The sequence below is a fragment of the Myxococcus dinghuensis genome, from assembly GCF_024198235.1.
Taxonomy (GTDB): Bacteria; Myxococcota; Myxococcia; order Myxococcales; family Myxococcaceae; genus Myxococcus; species Myxococcus dinghuensis.
The window spans coordinates 78,407-97,219 of the sequence record NZ_JAKCFB010000016.1 but is presented as its reverse complement, the minus strand read 5'-3'; the positions used below and the strand labels follow the sequence as shown (position 1 = coordinate 97,219).

Sequence of the window (18,813 nt, the reverse complement as noted above, 5' to 3'; positions counted from 1 at the left end):
GGCGCGGTGGATTGGGAGAGAGGGACATGCGTGGGCGTACCGTCAGTGAGCGCCGGCGGCCTTGCGGCGCGTGCGCGTCCGGATGATGACCGCGACGAGGTTGAGGGCGAACGTGAGCAGCAGCAGCACCAGCACCGTCGCGTACAGCAGGGGGCGGGTGGCCTCCACGTCCGGCGACTGGGTGGCCATCACGTACGTGTGGTAGCCCAGGTGCATGAACTGGGAGTTGAGGTGGGTGGGCAGCTCCGGGAGGAAGTAGGCCGCCCCGGTGAAGAGGATGGGGGCGACCTCGCCCGCGCCGCGGGAGATGGCGAGCACCGCGCCGGTGAGGATGCCCGGCAGCGCGCCCGGCAGGACGACGCGGGCCAGCGTCTGGGACTGGGTGGCGCCCAGCGCGAGGCTGGCGGTGCGGTGGTCCAGGGGCACCGCGCGCAGCGCCTCCTCCGTGGAGACGATGACCACCGGCAGGGTCAGCACCGCGAGCGTCAGGGACGCCCAGAGGATGCCGGGCTGGGCCCAGTACATCTCCTCGTGGCCGAAGACGCGGTCCATGCCCCGGCCCACGAAGAGGATGAAGAAGCCCAGGCCGAACAGGCCGAAGACGATGGAGGGCACGCCCGCCAGGTTCACCACCGCCACGCGCACCCAGCGCGCGAAGAGCGAGTCGGGCGGGGCGTACTCGTGGAGGTAGACGGCCGTCAGCACCCCCACCGGCATCACCGCCACCGTCATCAGCAGGGTGAGCGCGGCGGTGCCGAAGATGGCGGGGAAGATGCCGCCGCCCATCATCCCGTCGCTGGGCGGCTGGGTGAGGAAGGTCCAGGTGACGCCCGCCGCGCCGCCCTCGAGGATGTCGGCGAGGATGAGCGCCAGCACGGCGACGATGACGAAGGCGCACAGCCCGGTGAACGCGGTGAGGGCCAGGCCCACGGTGCGGCGTGTGGCGTGCTTCACGCGGCACCTCCGGTGAGCCGGCGCATCACGCGCTTGGTCCAGGTGGACGCCAGCAGGTTGAGGACGAAGGTGAAGATGAACAGCTGCACGCCGATGAAGAACAGCAGCGAGTAGTGGGGGCTGCCCACGACGACCTCGCCCATCTCCGCGGCGATGGTCGCCGACAGGGAGCGGGCGGAGTCTCCCAGGCTCCAGGAGATGACGTCCGCGTTGCCGCTGGCCATGAGGACGATCATCGTCTCGCCGATGGCGCGGCCGAAGCCCAGCACGCACGCGGCGAGGATGCCGGGGGCCGCCGCGGGCAGCACCACCTTCCACGCCGTCTCCCAGGGCGTGGCGCCCAGCGCCAGGGACGCCTCGCGGTAGCTGCGGGGCACCGCGGTGAGCGCGTCCTCGGACACCGTGAAGATGACGGGGACGATGGCCAGCGCCAGGCCCAGGCCCGCGACCATCGCGTTGAGCGGCCGGTCGAAGTGGAACACGTCCTTGACCACCGTGGACATCACCATCAGGGCGAAGAAGCCCAGCACCACGGAGGGGATGCCCGCGAGCAGCTCGATGACCGGCTTGAGCAGCTCGCGCAGGCGCCGGGGCGCGAACTCCGCGGCGAACAGCGCGCCGAACACGCCCAGCGGCACCGCCACCATCATGGAGACCACCGTGGTCTTCAAGGTCCCCACGAACAGCGGGATCATGCTGACCTTGGGGATCTTGGAGACGGGCTGCCAGCGGAACGCCGGCCGGCCGGCCGGGACGTCCTGGGCGAGGAACATCTTGGAGAGGCTGGCCTCGTGGCGGGCGGCCGGGTCGGTGAACAGCGCCAGCGCCTCCTTGGCCACGAAGACGATGATGAGGATGAGTGCGGCGATGCCGGTGAAGGCCATCAGCGTGATGATGCCCGCGATGGCCTTCTCCCGGAGTTGCCGCCGCCGCGCCGCCGGGGACAGCGCGGGCGCGAAGGCGGTTTGCGTGAGACCCTGCTCCATGGTCGCCTGTCTATCCATAGTGACTCCGGGCCTCGCGTGACATTCGTGTGACGGCGTGCGTCACTTCACCGGGAAGTAGCCCACCTTGGTGACCAGCGCCTGGCCTTCCGGGGACAGGGCGAAGTCGATGAAGGCCTTCGCGTCGCCGGCCGGCTTGTTGCGCAGGTAGAAGTACAGGTCGCGAGACAGGGGGTACTTGCCCGTCTTGATGTTCTCCGCGGAGGGGGCGATCTCCTCGTTGCCGACCTTGATCTTCAGCTCCTTGATGCCCTTGGCGTAGGCGGCGCCGCCGTAGCCGATGCTGTTCTTCTCCTTGGAGACGGCGTTGACCACCGCGGCGGTGCCGGGCAGCGTCTGGGCGGAGGCCGCGTAGTCCTCGCCGTCCAGGACGTGGTCCTTGACGAAGGAGTAGGTGCCGGAGGAGTTCTCGCGGGAGTAGACGATGATGGGCGCGTCCGGGCCGCCCACCTGCTTCCAGTTGGTGACGTCACCCACGTAGATGCCGCGCAACTGCTCCACGGTGAGCGAGTTCACCGGGCTGCCCTCGTGGACGTAGAAGGTGACGCCGTCCTTGGCGACGGGGACCTCCGTGCCGGTGGTGTTGTAGCGCGAGCGCAGCTTCTGCTTCTCCGCGTCCTTCATCTCGCGGCTGGACATGGCGATCTCGGTGGTGCCGTTCTGGAGGGCGGCGAGCCCCACGCCGGAGCCACCGCCGGTGACCTGCACCTTGGTGGCCGCGTTCTTCTTCATGAACTCCTCGGCCCAGCGCTGGCCGAGGATGACCATGGTGTCCGAGCCCTTCACGGTGAGGTTGCCCGCGTGCGCCGCGAGCGGCAGGGCGAGGAGGACGGCGACGACGAGAGACTGGAGGAAGGCCTTCATGGCGGTGTCAGCTCCTGGAAACGGGCGGGCCTAGTACTTGGCCTGCATCTGGAGGGTGAAGAGGTTGTCGTGCGGGTCCTTGGCGCCGTCGGGCGCGCCCGTCATCGGCATCTCGTAGGCGGCGGTGACCTTCATGTTCTCGCCGAAGTAGTGGAGGAGGGCGACGCCCAGCGTGCCCACGGAGTTGTTGCCGTGCGGCTTGCCGTCGTTGGCGCTGTTCTTCCGGCCGTTCTCCGGGTCGAAGAAGTCGTAGCGCACGGCCACCGCGTCGGAGAGGCCCACGTTCTGGACGAGCAGCGCGTACCAGCCGCTCGCGGGCACCCCCAACTGTTCGACCTTCGTGTCCCCGGAGCTCTTCGCGTACGTCTTGCCGGTGATGTACTCACCCTTGAGGGCGGTGCCGCCCAGCGGGAGCACGTCCAGGTACATCTGCGCATCCAGTGCCACGCGGTCCCTCTCGTAGGCCTTGCGATACGCATCGTTGGGACCCTTGGCAATGGAGTGGCCGTACCAGCCGGACACGCCGCCCGACAGCCAGCCGAGGTCGAAGCCCGCCCGGCCGATGAAGTCCTTCTCCTTGTCGTTGTCCGTGCCGATGAATCCCTGATTGAAGATTCCGTTGCCGTCGAAGAGGCCGGCGCTGAAGTTGAACTTCCCCTCGAGGAAGGTGCCGGCGAACTTGATGCCGCGGTCGCGCTCGTCGGGGAGGAAGGCGCGCACGACGCGGGTGCGCTCGGGCATCTCGCGGTCGCTGGAGGACTGGACGGCCTCGTAGCCGAAGGGCCACTTCATCTGTCCGAGGGTGAGCGACATCTGCTGGTGGGTGCCGGGGATGTAGAGGGTGGCCTCGGCGTCCCGCACCGTGACGCCGGTGGTGGGCACCGCGTCGATCTGCAGCATCAACTGCGCCCAGTCCGTGGTGTAGGTCGTCTTGATGCGGCCGCGGCGGACGCTGAAGCGGCTGAAGCCGCCGGCGCCGGTGGCGTCCAGGCTCTCCTGGTCCTGGTAGCGGGCCTGGACGTAGCCGGAGATCTTGAGCTTCTTGAGGGCGGACAGGTCGTTCTTGGTCTCGACGTTCTGCTCCTCGAGGGCGGCGACCTTGCCCTCGGCGGTGGTCATCCGTTCATCGAGGGCGGAGATCTGCTCCGCCGGGGTGACGTCCGTGTCGGGCGTCAGACCCGCCTCCTGGGTGGCGTTCTCCGGGGCGGGCTCGGTGGCTTGCGTGGCGGACTCCTGGACCGGCGTGGTCTCCTGGGCCCATGCGGGGCTCAGGGACAGCGTGAGGAGGGTGGCGACAACACGACGCGTCGGGAAGGGTTTCGGGAGGGTCACGAAACTGGCTTCTAGGTAACGTCCGTGGCTGTTTGAGGGACGCCGTGAAACATCCGCGTCACGAAACAATCCGCAATCAACCGGCCTCGGGGCTGACGATGCGGTAGCCCACGCCGCGCACCGTCTCCAGCAGGCCGCGCGCGGGGCCGAGCTTGTCGCGCAGGCGCATGACGTGGGTGTCGATGGTGCGCGTCTCCAGGGACGAGGACAGGCCCCAGACCTCCTCGAGCAGTTGCTCGCGCGTCTGGACGCGGCCGGTGCGGGTCATGAGGTGCCCCAGCAGCCGGAACTCCAGCGCGGTGAGGGGGACCTCCTTCTCGTCGACGTAGAAGCGGTGCGCGGACAGGTCGAGCTTGAGGCTGCCGAGCGCCAGCGGGGCGGCCGTCGCGCCGGCGGCGGCCTGGGCGGGGCCCCCGCGCCGGAGGATGGCCTTGAGGCGCAGGACCAGCTCCCGGACGCTGAAGGGCTTGACGACGTAGTCGTCCGCGCCGACCTCGAAGCCTCGGATGCGGTCGGCCTCCTCGCCCTTGGCGGTGAGCATGACGATGAGCAGGCCGCGGGACTGGCTCCCGGCCCGAAGCTGCCGGCATACGTCGATGCCGGACATGTCCGGGAGCATCAGGTCCAGCAGGACCAGGTCGGGAGGTCGCTCCCGCGCCGAGGCGAGCGCGGCTTCTCCGGTCCCGGCGAGCTGGGTGGAGAACCCCGCATCACGCAGGTTGAAGTCGATGAGCTGTGCGAGATCGGGTTCGTCGTCGACGATGAGGACGTGGGCCATGACGCCGCGGAGTCTGCGCCCCTTGCTTTCCGTACGCGTGACGCGTTTGCAACGATTGTGTAAGCGGCGTCTCGCGGAGGTGGGCAGGCAGGCAGGCGGGTGACGCGGACCCGGGCGCGCGCATGCGCCCGGGCCCCGTCGTGTCCTCCTCCCGCGGCGAACGACGGGACGGCTCGATGCGGGAGGCGCTGGCCCGGGCTACTGGACGTCGACCTCGAGCACCTGCTCGGAGGTGTTGCCCGCCGCGTCCGTGGCGCGGATCAGGACGACGTTGGCGCCCGCGCGCGAGAACGTCACGGGGACGGTGGCGACGCTCGTGCCCGCGGGGACGTCCGTGCTGGTGATCCAGTTGGCGGTGACGCGCACGGGCGTCAGGTCCGTCACCTGGGAGACGATGTCCACCGTCCAGGGCACCGTGTCACCCGGGGCGGGGGACACGATGCCGAGGACAGGGGCGGTGCGGTCCACCGTCACCTCGCGGCTCTGGGTGGCGATGCCCCCGTTGGTGTCGATGACGGTGAGCGTGAGGGTGTGGTGGCCCTCGGCCAGGTCCAGCCAGAGGACGGCGTGGCCGCCACCGGCGTCCGGCGTGAGGCGGATGGGCGCGCCGCCGTCGATGGTGAGCAGCACGACGCTGATGGGGGCGCCGCCGGGGCTGGCGGTGGCCCAGCCGCACGCCTTGACCTGGGCGGCGGACGTGTAGCGGGGCACGTCGCACATGACGAGGCTGGGGGGCGTGGCGTCGCGCTTCACCACGTGGATGGCGGTGGTGCAGGAGGCGCTGTGCCCGGCGGCGTCCGTGGCGGTGTACGTCACCGCGGTGGTGCCGAGCGGGTAGACGCCGGCCGCGGGCCCGCTGACGGTGGCGCCGCACGCGTCGGCGGCGGTGGCGGGCGCGGGGGTGACGAAGGCGCCGTCAGGGCCGGTCGCGTCGACGATGCGCTCGGGCGGGCAGGCGATGGTGGGCGGGGTGACGTCCACCACGGTGACGGTGGCGGTGCAGGTGTCGGTGTCCTGGCCGTCGGAGACGGTGAGCGTCACGGTGTGGGTGCCCGTGGCGAAGGGACCGGCGGGCGCCTGGGAGACCGTGAACGGGCCGGGGTGCTGGTCCGGGTCATGGCTGCCGTCGTCCACGTTCGCGGAGGCGCTGCACGTGGTGGCGCCGGCGTCGACGGTGACGTCGCGGCACACGGCGACGGGGGGCGTGTTGGTGGTGCACGCCAGGTCGAGCGGCGCGTTGCGGGTGTTGTTGGTCTCGTTGCACTCCGTCTCGCGGCCCACGCCGGCGCCGTCGTCGTCCGCCACGGCCCAGACGTCGCCCGTGCCACCCGGCGGCGTGGCGAGCGCGAGCGTGACGAGCGCGGCACTCCCGGCGGGGAGCACGGAGGTCAGCGTGGCGACGCCGAGCAGCGTCCCCCCGGCGGCGGGGTTGCCCAGATAGAAGGCCACGTGCATGCCGGCGGAGGTGGCGGCGTCGCCCTGGTTCACCACGCGCGCGTTCAGCCGGAGGGTGCCGGTGGCGCGCTCACACGCGGACGTCACCTCGCTCACGACGAGGTCGGCCGCGGCGAAGGGGCTGGTGCTGCCGCTGCCCTGGGTGTTGGCGCGGAAGGTGTTGAGGCCCGGCGTGAGCCAGTTGGGGGTGTAGCTGGCGGGCACGGTGCCGTCGTCGTTGATGTGGGTGACGGAGTAGGCGTGCTGGTTCCAGATGCGGCGGGTGTTCACCCAGCCGTCCTTGCGGTCGCGGAACACGCGGATGCCGGTGGGGCCGGAGAACGCGTAGTTGTTGGCGGCCACCACGATTTCGGCGTTGTCGTCGCCATCCACGTCGACGACGAGCGGGTTCTCGTACGTGGTCCCGGAGGCGTGCTGCACGTTGAAGCGCACCGCGCCGGTGGCGCCGTCGTAGATGCGCAGCCGGACCTCGTCGCCGTAGATGACCTCCGCCTTGCCGTCGCCCTCGAAGTCGAACGTGGACGAGCCCGTCACGTTGGAGCTGTTGTCCTGGGTGGGGCTGGACCACTTCACGGTGCCGTTGGTCTCGAAGACGGCGTAGCGCGAGGCGCCGGCCACGCCGATCTCCGGCTGCCCGTCCGCGTCGAAGTCCGCGATGTTGGGCGCGCCGCCCGTGCCGCCGCCCGGAATCGTCTGCGTCCAGAGCAGGGCGCAGTTGTCATCCATCAGCGAGACGCGTCCGCCGTGCACGAGGACGACCTCGCCGGCGGGGTCCGCGTCGAAGTTGGCCACGCCGGTGAGCGCGGCGCCGACGCTGGTGTTCTGGCACTTCAGCGTGCCGTCATACCGGTAGATGCTCGCGCCGATGATGACCTCCTGGCGCCCGTCCCCGTCGAGGTCCACCGCGTAGCTGATGCCACCCACCGGGCCGGCCACACCCGAAGGGGCCGACCACTTCAGCGCGCCCGTGTTGCTGAACACGTGGTTGCCGTTGATGATCTCCACCGTGCCGTCGCCGTCCAGGTCGGAGAAGGACACGCCACCCCAGTTGTTCGAGGACACCGCGGTGCGGAACTTGAACGCCCCGGTGTTCTCGAAGCAGAGGATGCCGGTGCCGCTCTCCGGAATCGCGCAGATCTCCACCAGCCCGTCCCCGTCGATGTCCGCGGCGGCCACGCTCGCCGCGCCGCGGACGCGCAGGCTGGCGTCCGTCACCGTCCAGATGTCGCTGCCGTTCGCGCCGTTGATGGCGCGCAGCACGCCGTTGGTCGTGTAGTTGCTGCCCGTGAAGCTGCTGAAGACGACGTCGGGGACGCCGTCCGCGTTCACGTCCACGACGATGGGCGTCATCATGACCTGGTTGTGCGAGGGCATGACCGGGCTGCCCGTCCAGGCCCACTCCAGCTCCGGCTCGAAGTTGGGGTCGAAGGGCGGGATGACCTGACATTCGCCGTTCGCCGCCGCCTCCCGCGTGTCCAACGCCGAGGCCTCCGGGGCCTGCGTCTCGCCACAGGCCGTCAACGCCAGCAGTCCCACCGCCGACAACTGGAGTCCCTGCCACATGCTGCCCTGCCGCCTTCTTCTGGATTCCATGCGCGTCACCTTTGTCTGGTTTTGGATGGTGATGCGCCCGTATAGTGAGCGGCGTCAAAGTCTTTCAAGTGAGTCAAAAGGTACTGCGCGCTTCGCGGTGGCATGATTGTCAATCATTGTCGGTGTCAGGCCAACGTGGAGGGTGATTCACGAAAATCGAGAATGGAGATGAGCGCGGTCCTGCGTGGTTCCCTGGGGCGGGGGGCTGTGTCACAACGCGGGGGTCGAGCCCTCCATGACCTCGCCCGAACCTCCCCAGTCGCCTCCCGAGCCGCCGCCGCCGGTGACGTTGCCGGTCCCCTCGTTGACGCCGACGCCCGGTGAGCTGGCGCACGCGCAGCGCCGCGGGGGGCGGTCCGCGCTCCTGGGGTTGGGGCTGGTGGGGGTGGTGGCGCTGACGAGCCCGGTGCTCGGCTACCTGGAGGACGTGGGCAACGCGCGCGAGGAGCTGCTGGACCACCTGTCGAACCAGGCGCGGGTCCAGGCGGACGCGCTGGGGGTCCACCTGGGGTTGTTGGAGGCGGAGCTGGCGCGCGTGGCGGGGCACCCGACGCTCTTCCCCGAGGACGGGGCCTCCCCCGCGGAGCGGGCGCTGCTCGACAGCGCGTTCTACCACTCGTCGCTGTTCTCGGAGGGCGTGGCGCTGCTGGGGCCCCGGGGCGAGCGCGTGTGGAGCGACCCGCCGGGGATGTCGCTGGGCGCGTCCCCCATCACCCGCCGGCCCTGGTTCCAGCAGATGGTGGCCCGGCGCGCGCCGGCCATCGACCTGATGGAGGGGGAGGGCGGGCCGCTCGTCGTCGCGGTGCCGATGATCAAGGGCGGAGAGCTCAAGGGCGTGCTGCTGGGGGAGGTGCGCACGGAGGCGCTGCCCACGCGGGCCACCGAGGAGACGGCGCTGTTCCTCATGGACTCACAGGGGCGGCTGCTCCTGCCGGCGCCGCCGCTGCCCTACCCGGAGGACTTCTCCTCGCAGCTCCGCGCGCTGGCGAAGGCGCCGGGCCCGGTGACGCTGGACGGCGCGCGGATGATGGGCGCGGCGGCGTGGGTGGGGCGCAGCGAGCTGCTCCTGGTGGTGCTGGAGGAGGAGGAGGCCGCCACGGCGAGCCTGCGCTCGCGCTTCCTGCGTCAACTGGCCTTCCACATCGCGCTGCTCATCTGCACGCTCGCGCTGTTCCTGGTGCTGTTGCGTCATTCGTACCGTTCGCTCCTGGCGGCCGAGGAGCGGCTGCGCCGACAGGAGACGATGGCGGCGCTGGGCACGGCGGCGTCGCTCATCGCGCACGAGGTGAAGAACGCGCTCAACGGCATCCAGGCCGCGCTGTCCGTGCTGCGCGCGACGCCCGCGGGCAGCGAGCTGCCGGTGCGGGGCCTGCGCTCGCAGGTGGAGCGGCTGGGGCACCTGGCGCGCTCGCTGCTGTCGTTCGGCGCCCCGCGCGCGGCGCTGCGCCGCAGCTGCGAGCTGCACCTGCTGGTGGAGGACGCGCTCCAGGCGGTGCGGATGCTGCCGGAGTCGGAGGCGGTGGAGCTGCGCACGTCGTTGGAGGAGGGGCTCACCGTGCAGGGGGACGCCGCGCTGCTGGTGTCCGCCATCGACAACCTGGTGCGCAACGCGGTGGAGGCCGGCGCGGTGGCGAGGGACACGGGCCTGCGCTCCGCCCCCTGGGTGTCGGTGAACCTGTCGAGGGACGCAGGGGAGGCGGTGCTGCTGGTGGAGGACAACGGCGGGGGCGTCGACCCGCGGCTCGAGCCCCGGCTGTGGGAGCCCTTCGCCACGGGGCGGGCCAAGGGCGTGGGCCTGGGGCTGCCCATGGCGCGCACGTCCGTGGAGGCGCATGGTGGCAGTCTGACCTATACCCGTCGTCCTCAGGGCAGCCTGTTCACGCTGCGGCTGCCCCTGGAGCGCACGTCATGAGCACCCATCTGTTGCTGGTGGACGACGACCGGACCTTCGCCTCGCTGGCGGCGACCATGCTCAAGCAGGAGGGGTTCCGCGTCACGGTGGCGCACTCGCTCCACGACGCCCGCACCTCGCTCGCGCGCCAGGCGCCGGAGGTGGTGGTGCTGGACCGGCGCCTGCCGGACGGGGACGGCATCCACTTCCTGCCCGAGCTGCGCGCGCAGTTCCCGGACACGGCGGTGATGATGGTGACGGCGCACGGCGACATCGCCAGCGCGGTGGACGCCATCAAGCTGGGCGCGCGGGACTACCTGTCCAAGCCGGTGGAGCTGGACGACCTGGTGCTGCGCGCCAAGCGGGCGGCGGCGGACCTGCAACTGCACGAGCGGTTGCAGCGCGCGGAGAGCGAGCTGGGCGGGCGGCGCCGGCTCCTGCGTCCCCGCGCGCCCGCGATGCTCGCCGCGCTGCAGATGGTCGAGCGCATCGCCAAGGCGCCGCGCAGCCCGGTGCTCATCACCGGCGAGACGGGGGCGGGCAAGGAGGTGCTCGCGCGGCACCTGTACTCGGTGCAGGGCGGGCCGGGGCCCTTCGTCCACGTCAACTGCGCGGCGCTGCCGTCCGCGCTGGTGGAGAGCGAGCTGTTCGGCCACGAGCGCGGCGCCTTCACGGACGCGCGCGCGGCCCGCCGTGGCCTGGTGGAGGTGGCCGACGGGGGCGTGCTCTTCCTCGACGAGATCGGCGAGCTGCCGCTGAGCCTCCAGGCCAAGCTGCTCACCTTCCTGGACCAGGGGGCGTTCCGCCGCCTGGGTGGCACGGCGGAATTGACCAGCAACGCGCGCGTGGTGACGGCCACCAACCGCGACCTCACCCGCGAGGTGGCCGAGGGGCGCTTCCGCGAGGACCTCTACTTCCGCCTGAGCGTCTTCCGCGTGGAGATTCCACCCCTGCGCGAGCGGCGTGAGGACGTGCTGCCGCTGGCGGAGTCGCTGCTCGTGGAGCTGTGCGCGGAGCTGGGGCGCCGCCCCGTGGACTTCTCCGCCGCGGCCCGCGCGCGCCTGGAGCGCTACCCCTTCCCAGGCAACGTGCGCGAGCTGCGCAACGTGCTGGAGCGGGCGCTGGTGCTGGAGCCGGGGCCCGCGCTGGAACTGCAGGCCCTGGAGCCCCGGGGCCACCACGGGCCGGCCACCGTGGACCCGGATGCCTTCGTCGTGTCGGGGCCGCCCCGCCCGGTCGACGAGGTCGAGCGGCTGTACGTCAAGCACGTCCTCGGCCGGCTGGAGGGCCGGCGCATGGAGGCGGCCAAGGTGCTGGGCCTGTCCTACCCCACGTTCCTCCGCAAGCTGGAGGAGTCCTGAGGCGGGCGCCCCGCGCCCCGGCCCCGGGCGACTTCAAGTTCCTTTCCTCAAGTTTCTTGAAGTCCGCCGCGCCCACTTCAAATTGTTTGCATCGCCCGCCTGCCCCCGGATGAGCGGCTTCCCTCTGGGGAGCCCGCACCCGGGCATGGCACGCATGTTGCCATCAGCCCCACGAGACTTGGCGTGCGCCACCGTCGGGTGGCGTCTTCTCGTGGAGGTGTATGGCGATGTCGACGAGTCATGGGGGAGCTGGCCCGGCCTGGAAGTCATTGGCCGCGGACCTGCCTGCCTCCCTGGTGGTGTTCCTGGTCGCGCTGCCCCTGTGCATGGGCATTGCGCTCGCGTCGGGTGCGCCCATCGTGTCCGGTCTCATCGCGGGAGTGGTGGGTGGACTGGTGGTGGGCATGTTGGGCGGCGCGCCGCTGCAGGTGAGCGGCCCGGCGGCCGGCCTGGCGGTGATGGTGTTCGGCTTCATCCAGCAGATGGGCCTGGCCATGACGTGCGCGGCGGTGGCCGCCGCGGGCCTGTTGCAGATGTTGTTCGGTGGCTTGAAGGTCGCGCGGGCGGCGCTGGCCATCTCGCCCGCGGTGATTCACGGCATGCTGGCGGGCATCGGCATCCTCATCGTGCTGGGGCAGGTCCACATCGTGCTGGGGGGCAGCCCCCAGTCGAGCGCGTTCCAGAACGTGAAGGAGCTGCCGGAGCAGATCCTCTCCCTGCACGGCCCCGCGGCGGCGCTGGGGCTGTTGACCATCGCGCTGATGGTGGTGTGGCCCTTCCTGGCGAAGGGCAAGCTGAAGCTGGTGCCCGCGCCGCTGGTGGCGGTCGTGGGGGCCTCGGCGGTGTCGGTGTTCTGGGGCGCGGACGTGGCGCGCGTGGAGCTGCCGGCCAATGTGTTCAGCAGTATCCAGTTGCCGGCGCTGCCCACGGGCAACTGGGGCGTGTTCGTGACGGCGGTGCTGTCGCTGGCACTGGTGGCGAGCGCGGAGTCGCTGTTGTCCGCGGTGGCCACGGACAAGATGCACACGGGGCCCCGGGCGAACCTGGACAAGGAGCTGTTCGCGCAGGGCGTGGCGAACACGGTGTCCGGGCTCGTGGGTGGCCTGCCGATCACCGGCGTCATCGTCCGCAGCGCGGCGAACATCGCGGCGGGCGCGAAGTCGCGTGCCTCCGCACTCCTTCATGGCGTGTGGCTGCTGCTCTTCGTTACCATGCTGGGGCATGTGGCGGGGCTGGTGCCACTGACGGTGTTGGCGGGGCTGCTGGTGGTCGTCGGCGCGAAGCTGGTGAACATGCACCACATCCGCGAGCTGTCGCGGCGCGGTGAGGTGCTCGTCTACGCGGTGACGGTGGCGGGCGTCGTCGGCATCAACCTGCTCGCGGGGATCGGGCTGGGATTGCTGGTGGCGGTGCTGCGGTTGTTGTGGCGTCTGGGCAGCGTCCAGGTCGACGTCGCCCAGGTCCAGGGGGCATACGAGGTCCGGGTGACGGGTTCGCTCACCTTCGTGGGCGTGCCCCGGTTGTCCATGGCGCTGGCGCAGGTGCCGCCGGGCGCGAGCGTGAGGATCGACCTCGCGGTGGACACGCTGGACCACTCCGGCTTCGAGGCGCTCGAGAGCTGGAGCGACACGTATCGCAAGACGGGTGGCTCGGTCGCCATGGAGTCGCTCGAGGAAGTCTGGGTCCGCAGCGGCACGACGCGGCCCTCGCAGCAAGTCATCGGTTCGCAGGTTTCGTCCAACACTCTCGCCTCCGAAGGTGCCCAATGAAGAAGCTCATTCGTGGTCTGCTGGACTTCCAGCTCAAGGGCCGGCCCGCCTATCGGGAGATGTTCGCGCGTCTGGCCGACGGTCAGTCCCCGGATTGTCTCTTCATCTCCTGCTCCGACAGCCGGCTGGTGCCCAACCTGCTCGTGTCGACGGACCCCGGCGACCTGTTCGTCGTGCGCAACGTGGGGAACATGGTGCCCCCGTCGGACGCGTCCGGTGTCTCCACGGGCGACCAGTCCGAGGCGGCCGCGCTGGAGTTCGCGCTGAGCAACCTGGAGGTGGAGGACGTGGTCATCTGCGGCCACTCGAGCTGCGGCGCGATGAAGGCGGTCCTGGCGGGCGGCAAGGTGCCGGGCGCGCCCAACCTGTCGCGCTGGCTGGAGCACGGCGAGGCGTCGCTGCGCACCCTGAAGGCGGGCAGCGGCGTGGGCGAGGGCCTGTCCGAGTACGACCGGCTGTCCCAGCTCAACGTCCTCCAGCAGCTTCAGAACCTGGGCAGCTACCCGCTGGTGAAGGAGCGCGTCGCCGCCGGCAAGCTGCGGCTGCACGGGTGGTGGTTCGACATCGGCAGCGCCCAGGTGCACGTGTGGCGCTCCACGCACGGGCGGTTCATCCCCATGACGGAGCTGGTGGGCGAGGCGCTCCTGCGCGAGCTCAGCGGCGACGTGCTCAGCCCCGGTGACGGCCTGACGGCCGCCAGCAACGAGAACGGCCTGGCCAACGGCGACGGCCGGCACCTGTCCGTCGCCGGGACCTGATTGCCGGGGGCGCGCCGAAGCAGGCAGGCGAGCGGGCGGCCCTGACCGGGACGCGAGTCCTGGTTGATTTCCGGTGGGGGAGGGGAAGGATGCGGCCCCACGCCGCATGACTCCCCTTCTCTTCACGCTCGTCGTCCTCGGCATCTCCGTTGGAGCGGGCCTCCTGGGCTCGCTCCTGGGCATCGGGGGTGGGCTCATCCTCATCCCCGTGCTGACGCTGTTGCTCAAGGTGGACATCCACTACGCGGTGGGGGCGTCCATCGTCTCCGTCATCGCCACCTCGAGCGGCGCGGCCGCGGCCTATGTGCGTGAGCGCATGGCCAACCTGCGCGTGGCCATGTTCCTGGAGGTGGCCACCACCGCGGGCGCGCTCACCGGGGCGTTCCTGTCGGGCCGCGTGGGCGGGCGGGGCGTGTACCTCGTCTTCGGCGCCGTCATGGCGTACTCCGCGCTGGTGATGCTGCGCCGCATGCGGTCGGCGGAGGCCGCGCCGGTACCCGACGACGCGCTGGCGGACCGGCTGGGGCTGCACGGCAGCTACTGGGACGAGGCCGCGGGCCGCGAGGTGGAGTACCGCGTCACCCGGCCGCTGGCGGGGCTGGGGTTGATGTACGTGGCGGGCACGGTGAGCGGGATGCTGGGCATCGGCTCCGGCGCGCTGAAGGTGCCGGCCATGGACCTGGCCATGCGGCTGCCGCTCAAGGTGTCCACGGCCACCAGCAACTTCATGATTGGCGTGACGGCGGCGGCCAGCGCGGGCGTGTACTTCGCGCGGGGCCACATCGACCCGTTCATCGCGGGGCCGGTGTGCGTGGGCGTCACGCTGGGCGCGTGGCTGGGGTCGCGCTACCTGATGGGCCGGGTGAACGCGCTGTGGCTGCGCGCGCTCTTCGTCGGCGTGCTGCTGTGGGTGGCCTTCGAGATGCTGCGCAAGGGGTGGATGTCGTGAACGACGCGCCGAAGCCGGGGGCCACCACCGCGACGCCGGGCGAGGCCGCGCCGCTCGTCCCGGAGCTGCTCATCAGCGACCTCTTGCGCTACGGCGTGCTGGCGAGCCTGTCGCTGGTGACGCTGGGCACGCTGGTGACGTTCTTCCGCCACCCGGACTACCTGGTGTCGTCGGAGGCGCTGGAGCGGCTCACCGCGCCGCACCCGGTGCCGCACGGGCTGGCGGACGTGGTGGCCGGGGCGCTGGCCGCGCGCGGCCAGTCCTTCGTCATGGCGGGCCTCCTGGTGATGATGGCGGTGCCGGTGACGCGCGTGGCGCTGTCGCTGCTCATCTTCCGCCAGCAGCGCGACCGGCTCTACGTCGTCATCACCACCGTGGTGCTGGCCCTCCTGCTGGTGTCGTTCCTCCTGGGGGCCGCGGAGGGCTAGCGCGCCCGGGTCAGCGCCTCCGGTCCGAAGTGCTTCACCGTCCGGCCCGGCGCGGCCCACCAGTCCAGCCGGTAGCCCTTCTTCCCGGAGGGCTGGAGCGCGGCCACCGTGCCCTTGCGCAGCTTGTCCGGCGCCTCGTCGCCTCCGGCCTCCAGCGCGAGCGCCAGGGCCCGCTCGAGGGACGGGTTGTGGCCCACCAGGGCGTAGCCCGGGCCCACGCTCCGGGCCAGCTTGAGGATGCGCGTGTGCGCGCCCTTGCGGGGCAGCAGCGCGGGATGGACCTCCACCTGGGACAGGCCGAAGCACTCGGCGAGCAGCTCCGCCGTCTGGACGGCGCGGACCAGGGGGCTGGTGAAGATGCCCACCAGCGGCGTCAGGCGCGCCAGCTTGCGCGCGTGCTGACGGAAGAGGGCGCGGCCCTCGGGGGTGAGGGCGCGGGCCCCGTCGCCCAGCGCGTGGGCGTCTTCGGCCACGGCGTGGCGGACCAGCAGGAGCGGCAGTTCGCGAGGAGTCATGGTGGCCTGCCCTCAACCACCCGCCCCGCGCGGGCGCAAGCAACGCCCTGGCGACAACCGCGCTCAGCCGTCCAAATCGTTCAGGAGGTCGAGCGGCAGCGGCGTGGCGTCCGTCACCGTCCCGTCCAGGTCCGTGGGGAGGCTGGTGGGGTCCACCTCCGTGGGCGGACGGTGGTCGAGCGGCACCGCGGCGGTGCGGGCCACCGCGCCCGGAGGCGGACGCAGCACGGGCCCCGGCGGCGGCAGGCCGGAGTGGCGCCGCGCGGCCTCCATCAGCGCGTGGTGGTGGCGGTAGCGCGCCTCCACCAGCTTGTGGATGAGCAGCGGACCGCCCGGCACGCGGCGCGCGGTGAGCGCCTGGGTGGCCTTGCGCACCGGGTAGCGCACGCGGCGGATCTGCACGCGCCAGCCCTTGGGCGTGAAGGTGAAGACGCCGTAGGCCGGCCGCAGGTCCCCGTCCCGGGGGATGCCCGCGCTGGCCACGTCCGCGATGAGCATGCGGCCCACGCGGCGGCGATAGGGGAAGTGCAGGTGCCCGAAGGCGCACGCGGCCGCGTCCAGGTGCGCGAAGAAGCGGCGCACCGCGACGTCGTCCAGCGTGGGGTCCAGCGACTCCTCGAGGTTGCGCGGGTTGGCGTGGCAGACGAACAGGTCCTGCCCCTTGCGCGGCGTGTAGCGCACGGAGAAGGGGAGGCTGCCCAACTGGCGCAGGTGCGCCTCACCCAACTGGTCCCGCGTCCAGCGCAACAGCTCCGTCTTCCAGTGGTCCCGCTCGCGGTACGCACCCCCCAGGTAGTTGCCGGCGAGGTAGCAGTCCGTGTTGCCCATCAGGACGGAGTCGCAGCGGTCGAACAGCAGGTCCACCGTCTCGCGAGGGTGGGCCCCCCGCAGGGCCAGGTCTCCGGCGGCGACGATGTAGTCGGGAGCCACGGAGCGGGCGATGTCCTCGAGGACGGCCTCGCAGGCGGGGAGGTTGCCGTGGATGTCCGCGAGGATGGCGACCCGCATGGTCGTCCCATCCTACCCCGTCGCCGAGCGCGCGGGGACCGCCTGGGGCAGAAAAATCGTGAAGGTGCTCCCCTCGTTCGGCTGGCTCTCGACCTTGACCTCGCCGTCCATGGCCTGGAGCAGGTGCTTGACGATGGACAGCCCCAGCCCCGTGCCCCCCATGTCCCGGCTGCGGCCCTTGTCCACCCGGTAGAAGCGCTCGAAGATGCGCGACAGGTGGCGCGGCTCGATGCCCAGCCCCGTGTCCCGCACGCGCACCACGCACCGCCCGTCCTCGCACGCTCCGTCCACGTCCACCCGCCCGCCCGCGGGCGTGTACTTCACCGCGTTGTCGAGCAGGTTCAGCAGCACCTGCTCCACCGCCCGAGAGTCCCCCACGGCCACGAGGTCCGCAGGGACATGGAGTGAAACCGTCTGGCCCTTGCCCTCGGCCTTGGGGCGCACGGTGTCGGCGGCGCGGGCGGCGGCCTCCGCCAGGGAGACCTCCGTGAGCTTCAGGCTCACCTCGCGGGACTCCAGCCGGGACAGCTCCAGCAGGTCCTCCACCAGCTCGGACAGGCGCTCGGACTGGCGGTGGATGATCTCCACCATGCGTGGAGCGACCTGGGCGTCCTTCAGCGCGCCACCCTGGAGCGTCTCCGCGTAGCCGCGGATGGCGGTGATGGGGGTGCGCAGCTCGTGGGAGACGTTGGCCACGAAGTCCTTGCGCACCTTCTCCAGGCGGCGCAGCTCCGTGACGTCGTGGAAGACGGCGGCGCTGCCCGGCAGGTCCTGGCCCACGGGCGTCACCCGGATGGCGAGCGTCCGGGGGAACAGCCCCTCGAGCGCCAGCTCCAGGCGGCTGGAGGCGCCCTCGTGGCAGGCGCGCATGACGGCGTCGTGCAGCTGGTCGTCGCGGATGAGGGCCAGGGGGCGCTGGCCGATGATGGGCCCGCCGCCGCCGGGGCGCAGCATCTGCCGGAGCGCGTCGTTGTGGCGCACCACGGTGCCCTCGGCGTCCGTCACCCAGATGCCCTCGGCCATGCTGTCCAGCACCGCGGCCAGGGTCTGCGACTCCTGCGTCAGCTCCGCGCTGCGGGCGGACATGCGCGCGTGCAGCGAGTCGATGGCGCCCTCGAGGCTGGCCACCTCCTCGAGCTGGTCCGGGTCGGGACGGGCCACGCCCCCGGCGCCCTCGGCGAGCCCCCGGGTGCTGCGCGTCAGGCTGTCGAGCTGGCGGTGGAGCGCGCCGCGGCTGAGGCCCAGCGCCATGAGGGAGCCGGCGAGCGTGACGAGCGCCACGGCCACCGCGTTGCCCGGCGTGCCGAGCACGGCCACGAGCACACCCACCAGCGTCGCGGGGAGCAGCAGGGGCAGCAGCGTATAGCGCAGGGGCATGGCGGTGGGTCAGGGAGGGCTGAGCTTGTAGCCGACGCCGCGCACCGTCTCGATGATGTCGCCGGCGGGGCCGAGCTTCTCGCGCAGCCGCTTGATGTGCGTGTCCACCGTGCGGGTGTGGATCTCCGCCTGGATGCCCCAGACGTCGGACAGGAGCACCTCGCGCGTCTGCACCCGGTCGCTGCGCTCCAGCAGCGTGCGCAGCAGGCGGAACTCCAGGGCGGTGAGCACCACCTCCACGTCCTTCACGCGCACCTGGTGGCGCGAGGTGTCCAGGGCGATGTCGCCCGCGCCGAGCACCTGGGCGGGGCCCTCCTCGGCGTCCGCGCGCCGCAGCACCGCCTTGACGCGCAGGAGCAGCTCCCGGACGGAGAAGGGCTTCACCACGTAGTCGTCCGCGCCCAGCTCCAGGCCCAGGACGCGGTCGGACTCCTGGCCCTTGGCGCTGACGATGATGACGGACGTCTTGCGCAGCTCCGGGTCCTGCTTGAGCATGCGCAGCACCTCGCCGCCGGCGATGTCCGGCAGCATCAGGTCCAGCAGCAGCAGGTCCGGCGGGTTGGCCCGGGCGCGCGCCAGTCCCCCCGCGCCGGTGTTCGCCGTCTCCGTGTCGAAGCCGGCCGCGCGCAGGTTGTACTCGACGAGCCCGGCCAGGTCCTGCTCGTCCTCGATGATCAGGATGCGGGTCATGAAGGTCCTCTCGAAACTCGATGATGAGGTGTAGCGGCTCGGGCCGCCGGGCGCGGGGCGCGCGCGCTACCCGGCGGCGTGGGCGGC

16 protein-coding genes are annotated in these 18,813 nt (G+C 71.5%); 6 read left to right on the top strand and 10 right to left on the bottom strand.

Features of this window, described 5'->3' with window-relative positions; all coding sequences use genetic code 11:
• Window positions 1-42 precede the first annotated feature (42 nt).
• From pstA to LZ198_RS21560, 6 genes are all read right to left on the bottom strand, one after another.
• Window positions 43-954: a phosphate ABC transporter permease PstA gene (pstA, locus tag LZ198_RS21585; protein WP_253973917.1), complete on the bottom strand. Its 912-nt coding sequence runs from the start codon at window positions 952-954 to the stop codon at window positions 43-45.
• Window positions 951-1,940: a phosphate ABC transporter permease subunit PstC gene (gene pstC / locus LZ198_RS21580; protein ID WP_253973916.1), complete on the bottom strand. Its 990-nt coding sequence runs from the start codon at window positions 1,938-1,940 to the stop codon at window positions 951-953. Before pstC ends, pstA begins: the two co-directional genes overlap by 4 nt.
• A gap of 60 nt (window positions 1,941-2,000) precedes the next feature.
• Window positions 2,001-2,822, bottom strand: a complete 822-nt coding sequence (locus LZ198_RS21575; protein ID WP_253973915.1) for a phosphate ABC transporter substrate-binding protein — start codon at window positions 2,820-2,822, stop codon at window positions 2,001-2,003.
• A 30-nt stretch (window positions 2,823-2,852) separates the two neighbouring features.
• Window positions 2,853-4,154 carry a porin gene (locus tag LZ198_RS21570; protein ID WP_253973914.1) on the bottom strand — a complete coding sequence of 434 codons (1,302 nt, stop codon included), beginning with the start codon at window positions 4,152-4,154 and terminating at the stop codon, window positions 2,853-2,855.
• Between the two features lie 76 nt (window positions 4,155-4,230).
• The gene (locus LZ198_RS21565) at window positions 4,231-4,932 is read right to left on the bottom strand and encodes a response regulator (protein WP_253973913.1); all 702 of its coding nucleotides are present in this window, start codon (window positions 4,930-4,932) and stop codon (window positions 4,231-4,233) included.
• Window positions 4,933-5,130: 198 nt separating this feature from the next.
• On the bottom strand, window positions 5,131-7,950 hold the full coding sequence (locus LZ198_RS21560; RefSeq protein WP_253973912.1) for an FG-GAP-like repeat-containing protein: 2,820 nt from the start codon (window positions 7,948-7,950) through the stop codon (window positions 5,131-5,133).
• Between the two features lie 265 nt (window positions 7,951-8,215).
• Between LZ198_RS21560 and LZ198_RS21555 the strand changes: the two genes are divergently transcribed.
• From LZ198_RS21555 to LZ198_RS21530, 6 genes are all read left to right on the top strand, one after another.
• Entirely contained in the window at window positions 8,216-9,892 is a 1,677-nt protein-coding gene (locus LZ198_RS21555; protein WP_253973911.1) for a sensor histidine kinase, read from the top strand.
• A complete protein-coding gene (locus LZ198_RS21550) occupies window positions 9,889-11,232 on the top strand; it encodes a sigma-54-dependent transcriptional regulator (RefSeq protein ID WP_253973910.1) in 1,344 nt (447 codons plus the stop codon). Before LZ198_RS21555 ends, LZ198_RS21550 begins: the two co-directional genes overlap by 4 nt.
• A 227-nt stretch (window positions 11,233-11,459) precedes the next feature.
• Window positions 11,460-13,001: a SulP family inorganic anion transporter gene (locus tag LZ198_RS21545; RefSeq protein ID WP_253973909.1), complete on the top strand. Its 1,542-nt coding sequence runs from the start codon at window positions 11,460-11,462 to the stop codon at window positions 12,999-13,001.
• The gene (locus tag LZ198_RS21540) at window positions 12,998-13,759 is read left to right on the top strand and encodes a carbonic anhydrase (protein WP_253973908.1); all 762 of its coding nucleotides are present in this window, start codon (window positions 12,998-13,000) and stop codon (window positions 13,757-13,759) included. Before LZ198_RS21545 ends, LZ198_RS21540 begins: the two co-directional genes overlap by 4 nt.
• A 106-nt stretch (window positions 13,760-13,865) precedes the next feature.
• On the top strand, window positions 13,866-14,708 hold the full coding sequence (locus LZ198_RS21535) for a sulfite exporter TauE/SafE family protein (RefSeq protein ID WP_253973907.1): 843 nt from the start codon (window positions 13,866-13,868) through the stop codon (window positions 14,706-14,708).
• Window positions 14,705-15,136, top strand: a complete 432-nt coding sequence (locus tag LZ198_RS21530) for a DUF1634 domain-containing protein (RefSeq protein WP_253973906.1) — start codon at window positions 14,705-14,707, stop codon at window positions 15,134-15,136. Before LZ198_RS21535 ends, LZ198_RS21530 begins: the two co-directional genes overlap by 4 nt.
• Here LZ198_RS21530 and LZ198_RS21525 read toward each other — a convergent pair.
• The 4 genes from LZ198_RS21525 to LZ198_RS21510 form a co-directional block, all read right to left on the bottom strand.
• On the bottom strand, window positions 15,133-15,651 hold the full coding sequence (locus LZ198_RS21525; protein ID WP_253973905.1) for a SixA phosphatase family protein: 519 nt from the start codon (window positions 15,649-15,651) through the stop codon (window positions 15,133-15,135). The two genes, LZ198_RS21530 and LZ198_RS21525, sit on opposite strands and share 4 nt — an antisense overlap.
• A 63-nt stretch (window positions 15,652-15,714) precedes the next feature.
• Window positions 15,715-16,659 carry a metallophosphoesterase family protein gene (locus tag LZ198_RS21520; protein WP_253973904.1) on the bottom strand — a complete coding sequence of 315 codons (945 nt, stop codon included), beginning with the start codon at window positions 16,657-16,659 and terminating at the stop codon, window positions 15,715-15,717.
• Window positions 16,660-16,671: 12 nt separating this feature from the next.
• Complete coding sequence (locus LZ198_RS21515) at window positions 16,672-18,036, bottom strand: sensor histidine kinase (RefSeq protein WP_253973903.1); 1,365 nt, start codon at window positions 18,034-18,036, stop codon at window positions 16,672-16,674.
• 9 nt (window positions 18,037-18,045) lie between these two features.
• The gene (locus LZ198_RS21510) at window positions 18,046-18,726 is read right to left on the bottom strand and encodes a response regulator (RefSeq protein ID WP_253973902.1); all 681 of its coding nucleotides are present in this window, start codon (window positions 18,724-18,726) and stop codon (window positions 18,046-18,048) included.
• Between the last annotated feature and the right edge of the window lie 87 nt (window positions 18,727-18,813).

Bases quoted from the DNA above. Each gene is read 5' to 3' on its own strand.
- LZ198_RS21510 (WP_253973902.1), bottom strand. From the start codon at position 18,726: ATGACCCGCATCCTGATCATCGAGGACGAGCAGGACCTGGCCGGGCTC.
- LZ198_RS21550 (WP_253973910.1), top strand. From the start codon at position 9,889: ATGAGCACCCATCTGTTGCTGGTGGACGACGACCGGACCTTCGCCTCG.
- pstC (WP_253973916.1), bottom strand. From the start codon at position 1,940: ATGGAGCAGGGTCTCACGCAAACCGCCTTCGCGCCCGCGCTGTCCCCG.
- LZ198_RS21515 (WP_253973903.1), bottom strand. From the start codon at position 18,036: ATGCCCCTGCGCTATACGCTGCTGCCCCTGCTGCTCCCCGCGACGCTG.
- LZ198_RS21555 (WP_253973911.1), top strand. From the start codon at position 8,216: ATGACCTCGCCCGAACCTCCCCAGTCGCCTCCCGAGCCGCCGCCGCCG.
- LZ198_RS21565 (WP_253973913.1), bottom strand. From the start codon at position 4,932: ATGGCCCACGTCCTCATCGTCGACGACGAACCCGATCTCGCACAGCTC.
- LZ198_RS21525 (WP_253973905.1), bottom strand. From the start codon at position 15,651: ATGACTCCTCGCGAACTGCCGCTCCTGCTGGTCCGCCACGCCGTGGCC.
- LZ198_RS21560 (WP_253973912.1), bottom strand. From the start codon at position 7,950: ATGTGGCAGGGACTCCAGTTGTCGGCGGTGGGACTGCTGGCGTTGACG.
- LZ198_RS21575 (WP_253973915.1), bottom strand. From the start codon at position 2,822: ATGAAGGCCTTCCTCCAGTCTCTCGTCGTCGCCGTCCTCCTCGCCCTG.
- LZ198_RS21535 (WP_253973907.1), top strand. From the start codon at position 13,866: ATGACTCCCCTTCTCTTCACGCTCGTCGTCCTCGGCATCTCCGTTGGA.
- LZ198_RS21545 (WP_253973909.1), top strand. From the start codon at position 11,460: ATGTCGACGAGTCATGGGGGAGCTGGCCCGGCCTGGAAGTCATTGGCC.
- LZ198_RS21520 (WP_253973904.1), bottom strand. From the start codon at position 16,659: ATGCGGGTCGCCATCCTCGCGGACATCCACGGCAACCTCCCCGCCTGC.
- LZ198_RS21540 (WP_253973908.1), top strand. From the start codon at position 12,998: ATGAAGAAGCTCATTCGTGGTCTGCTGGACTTCCAGCTCAAGGGCCGG.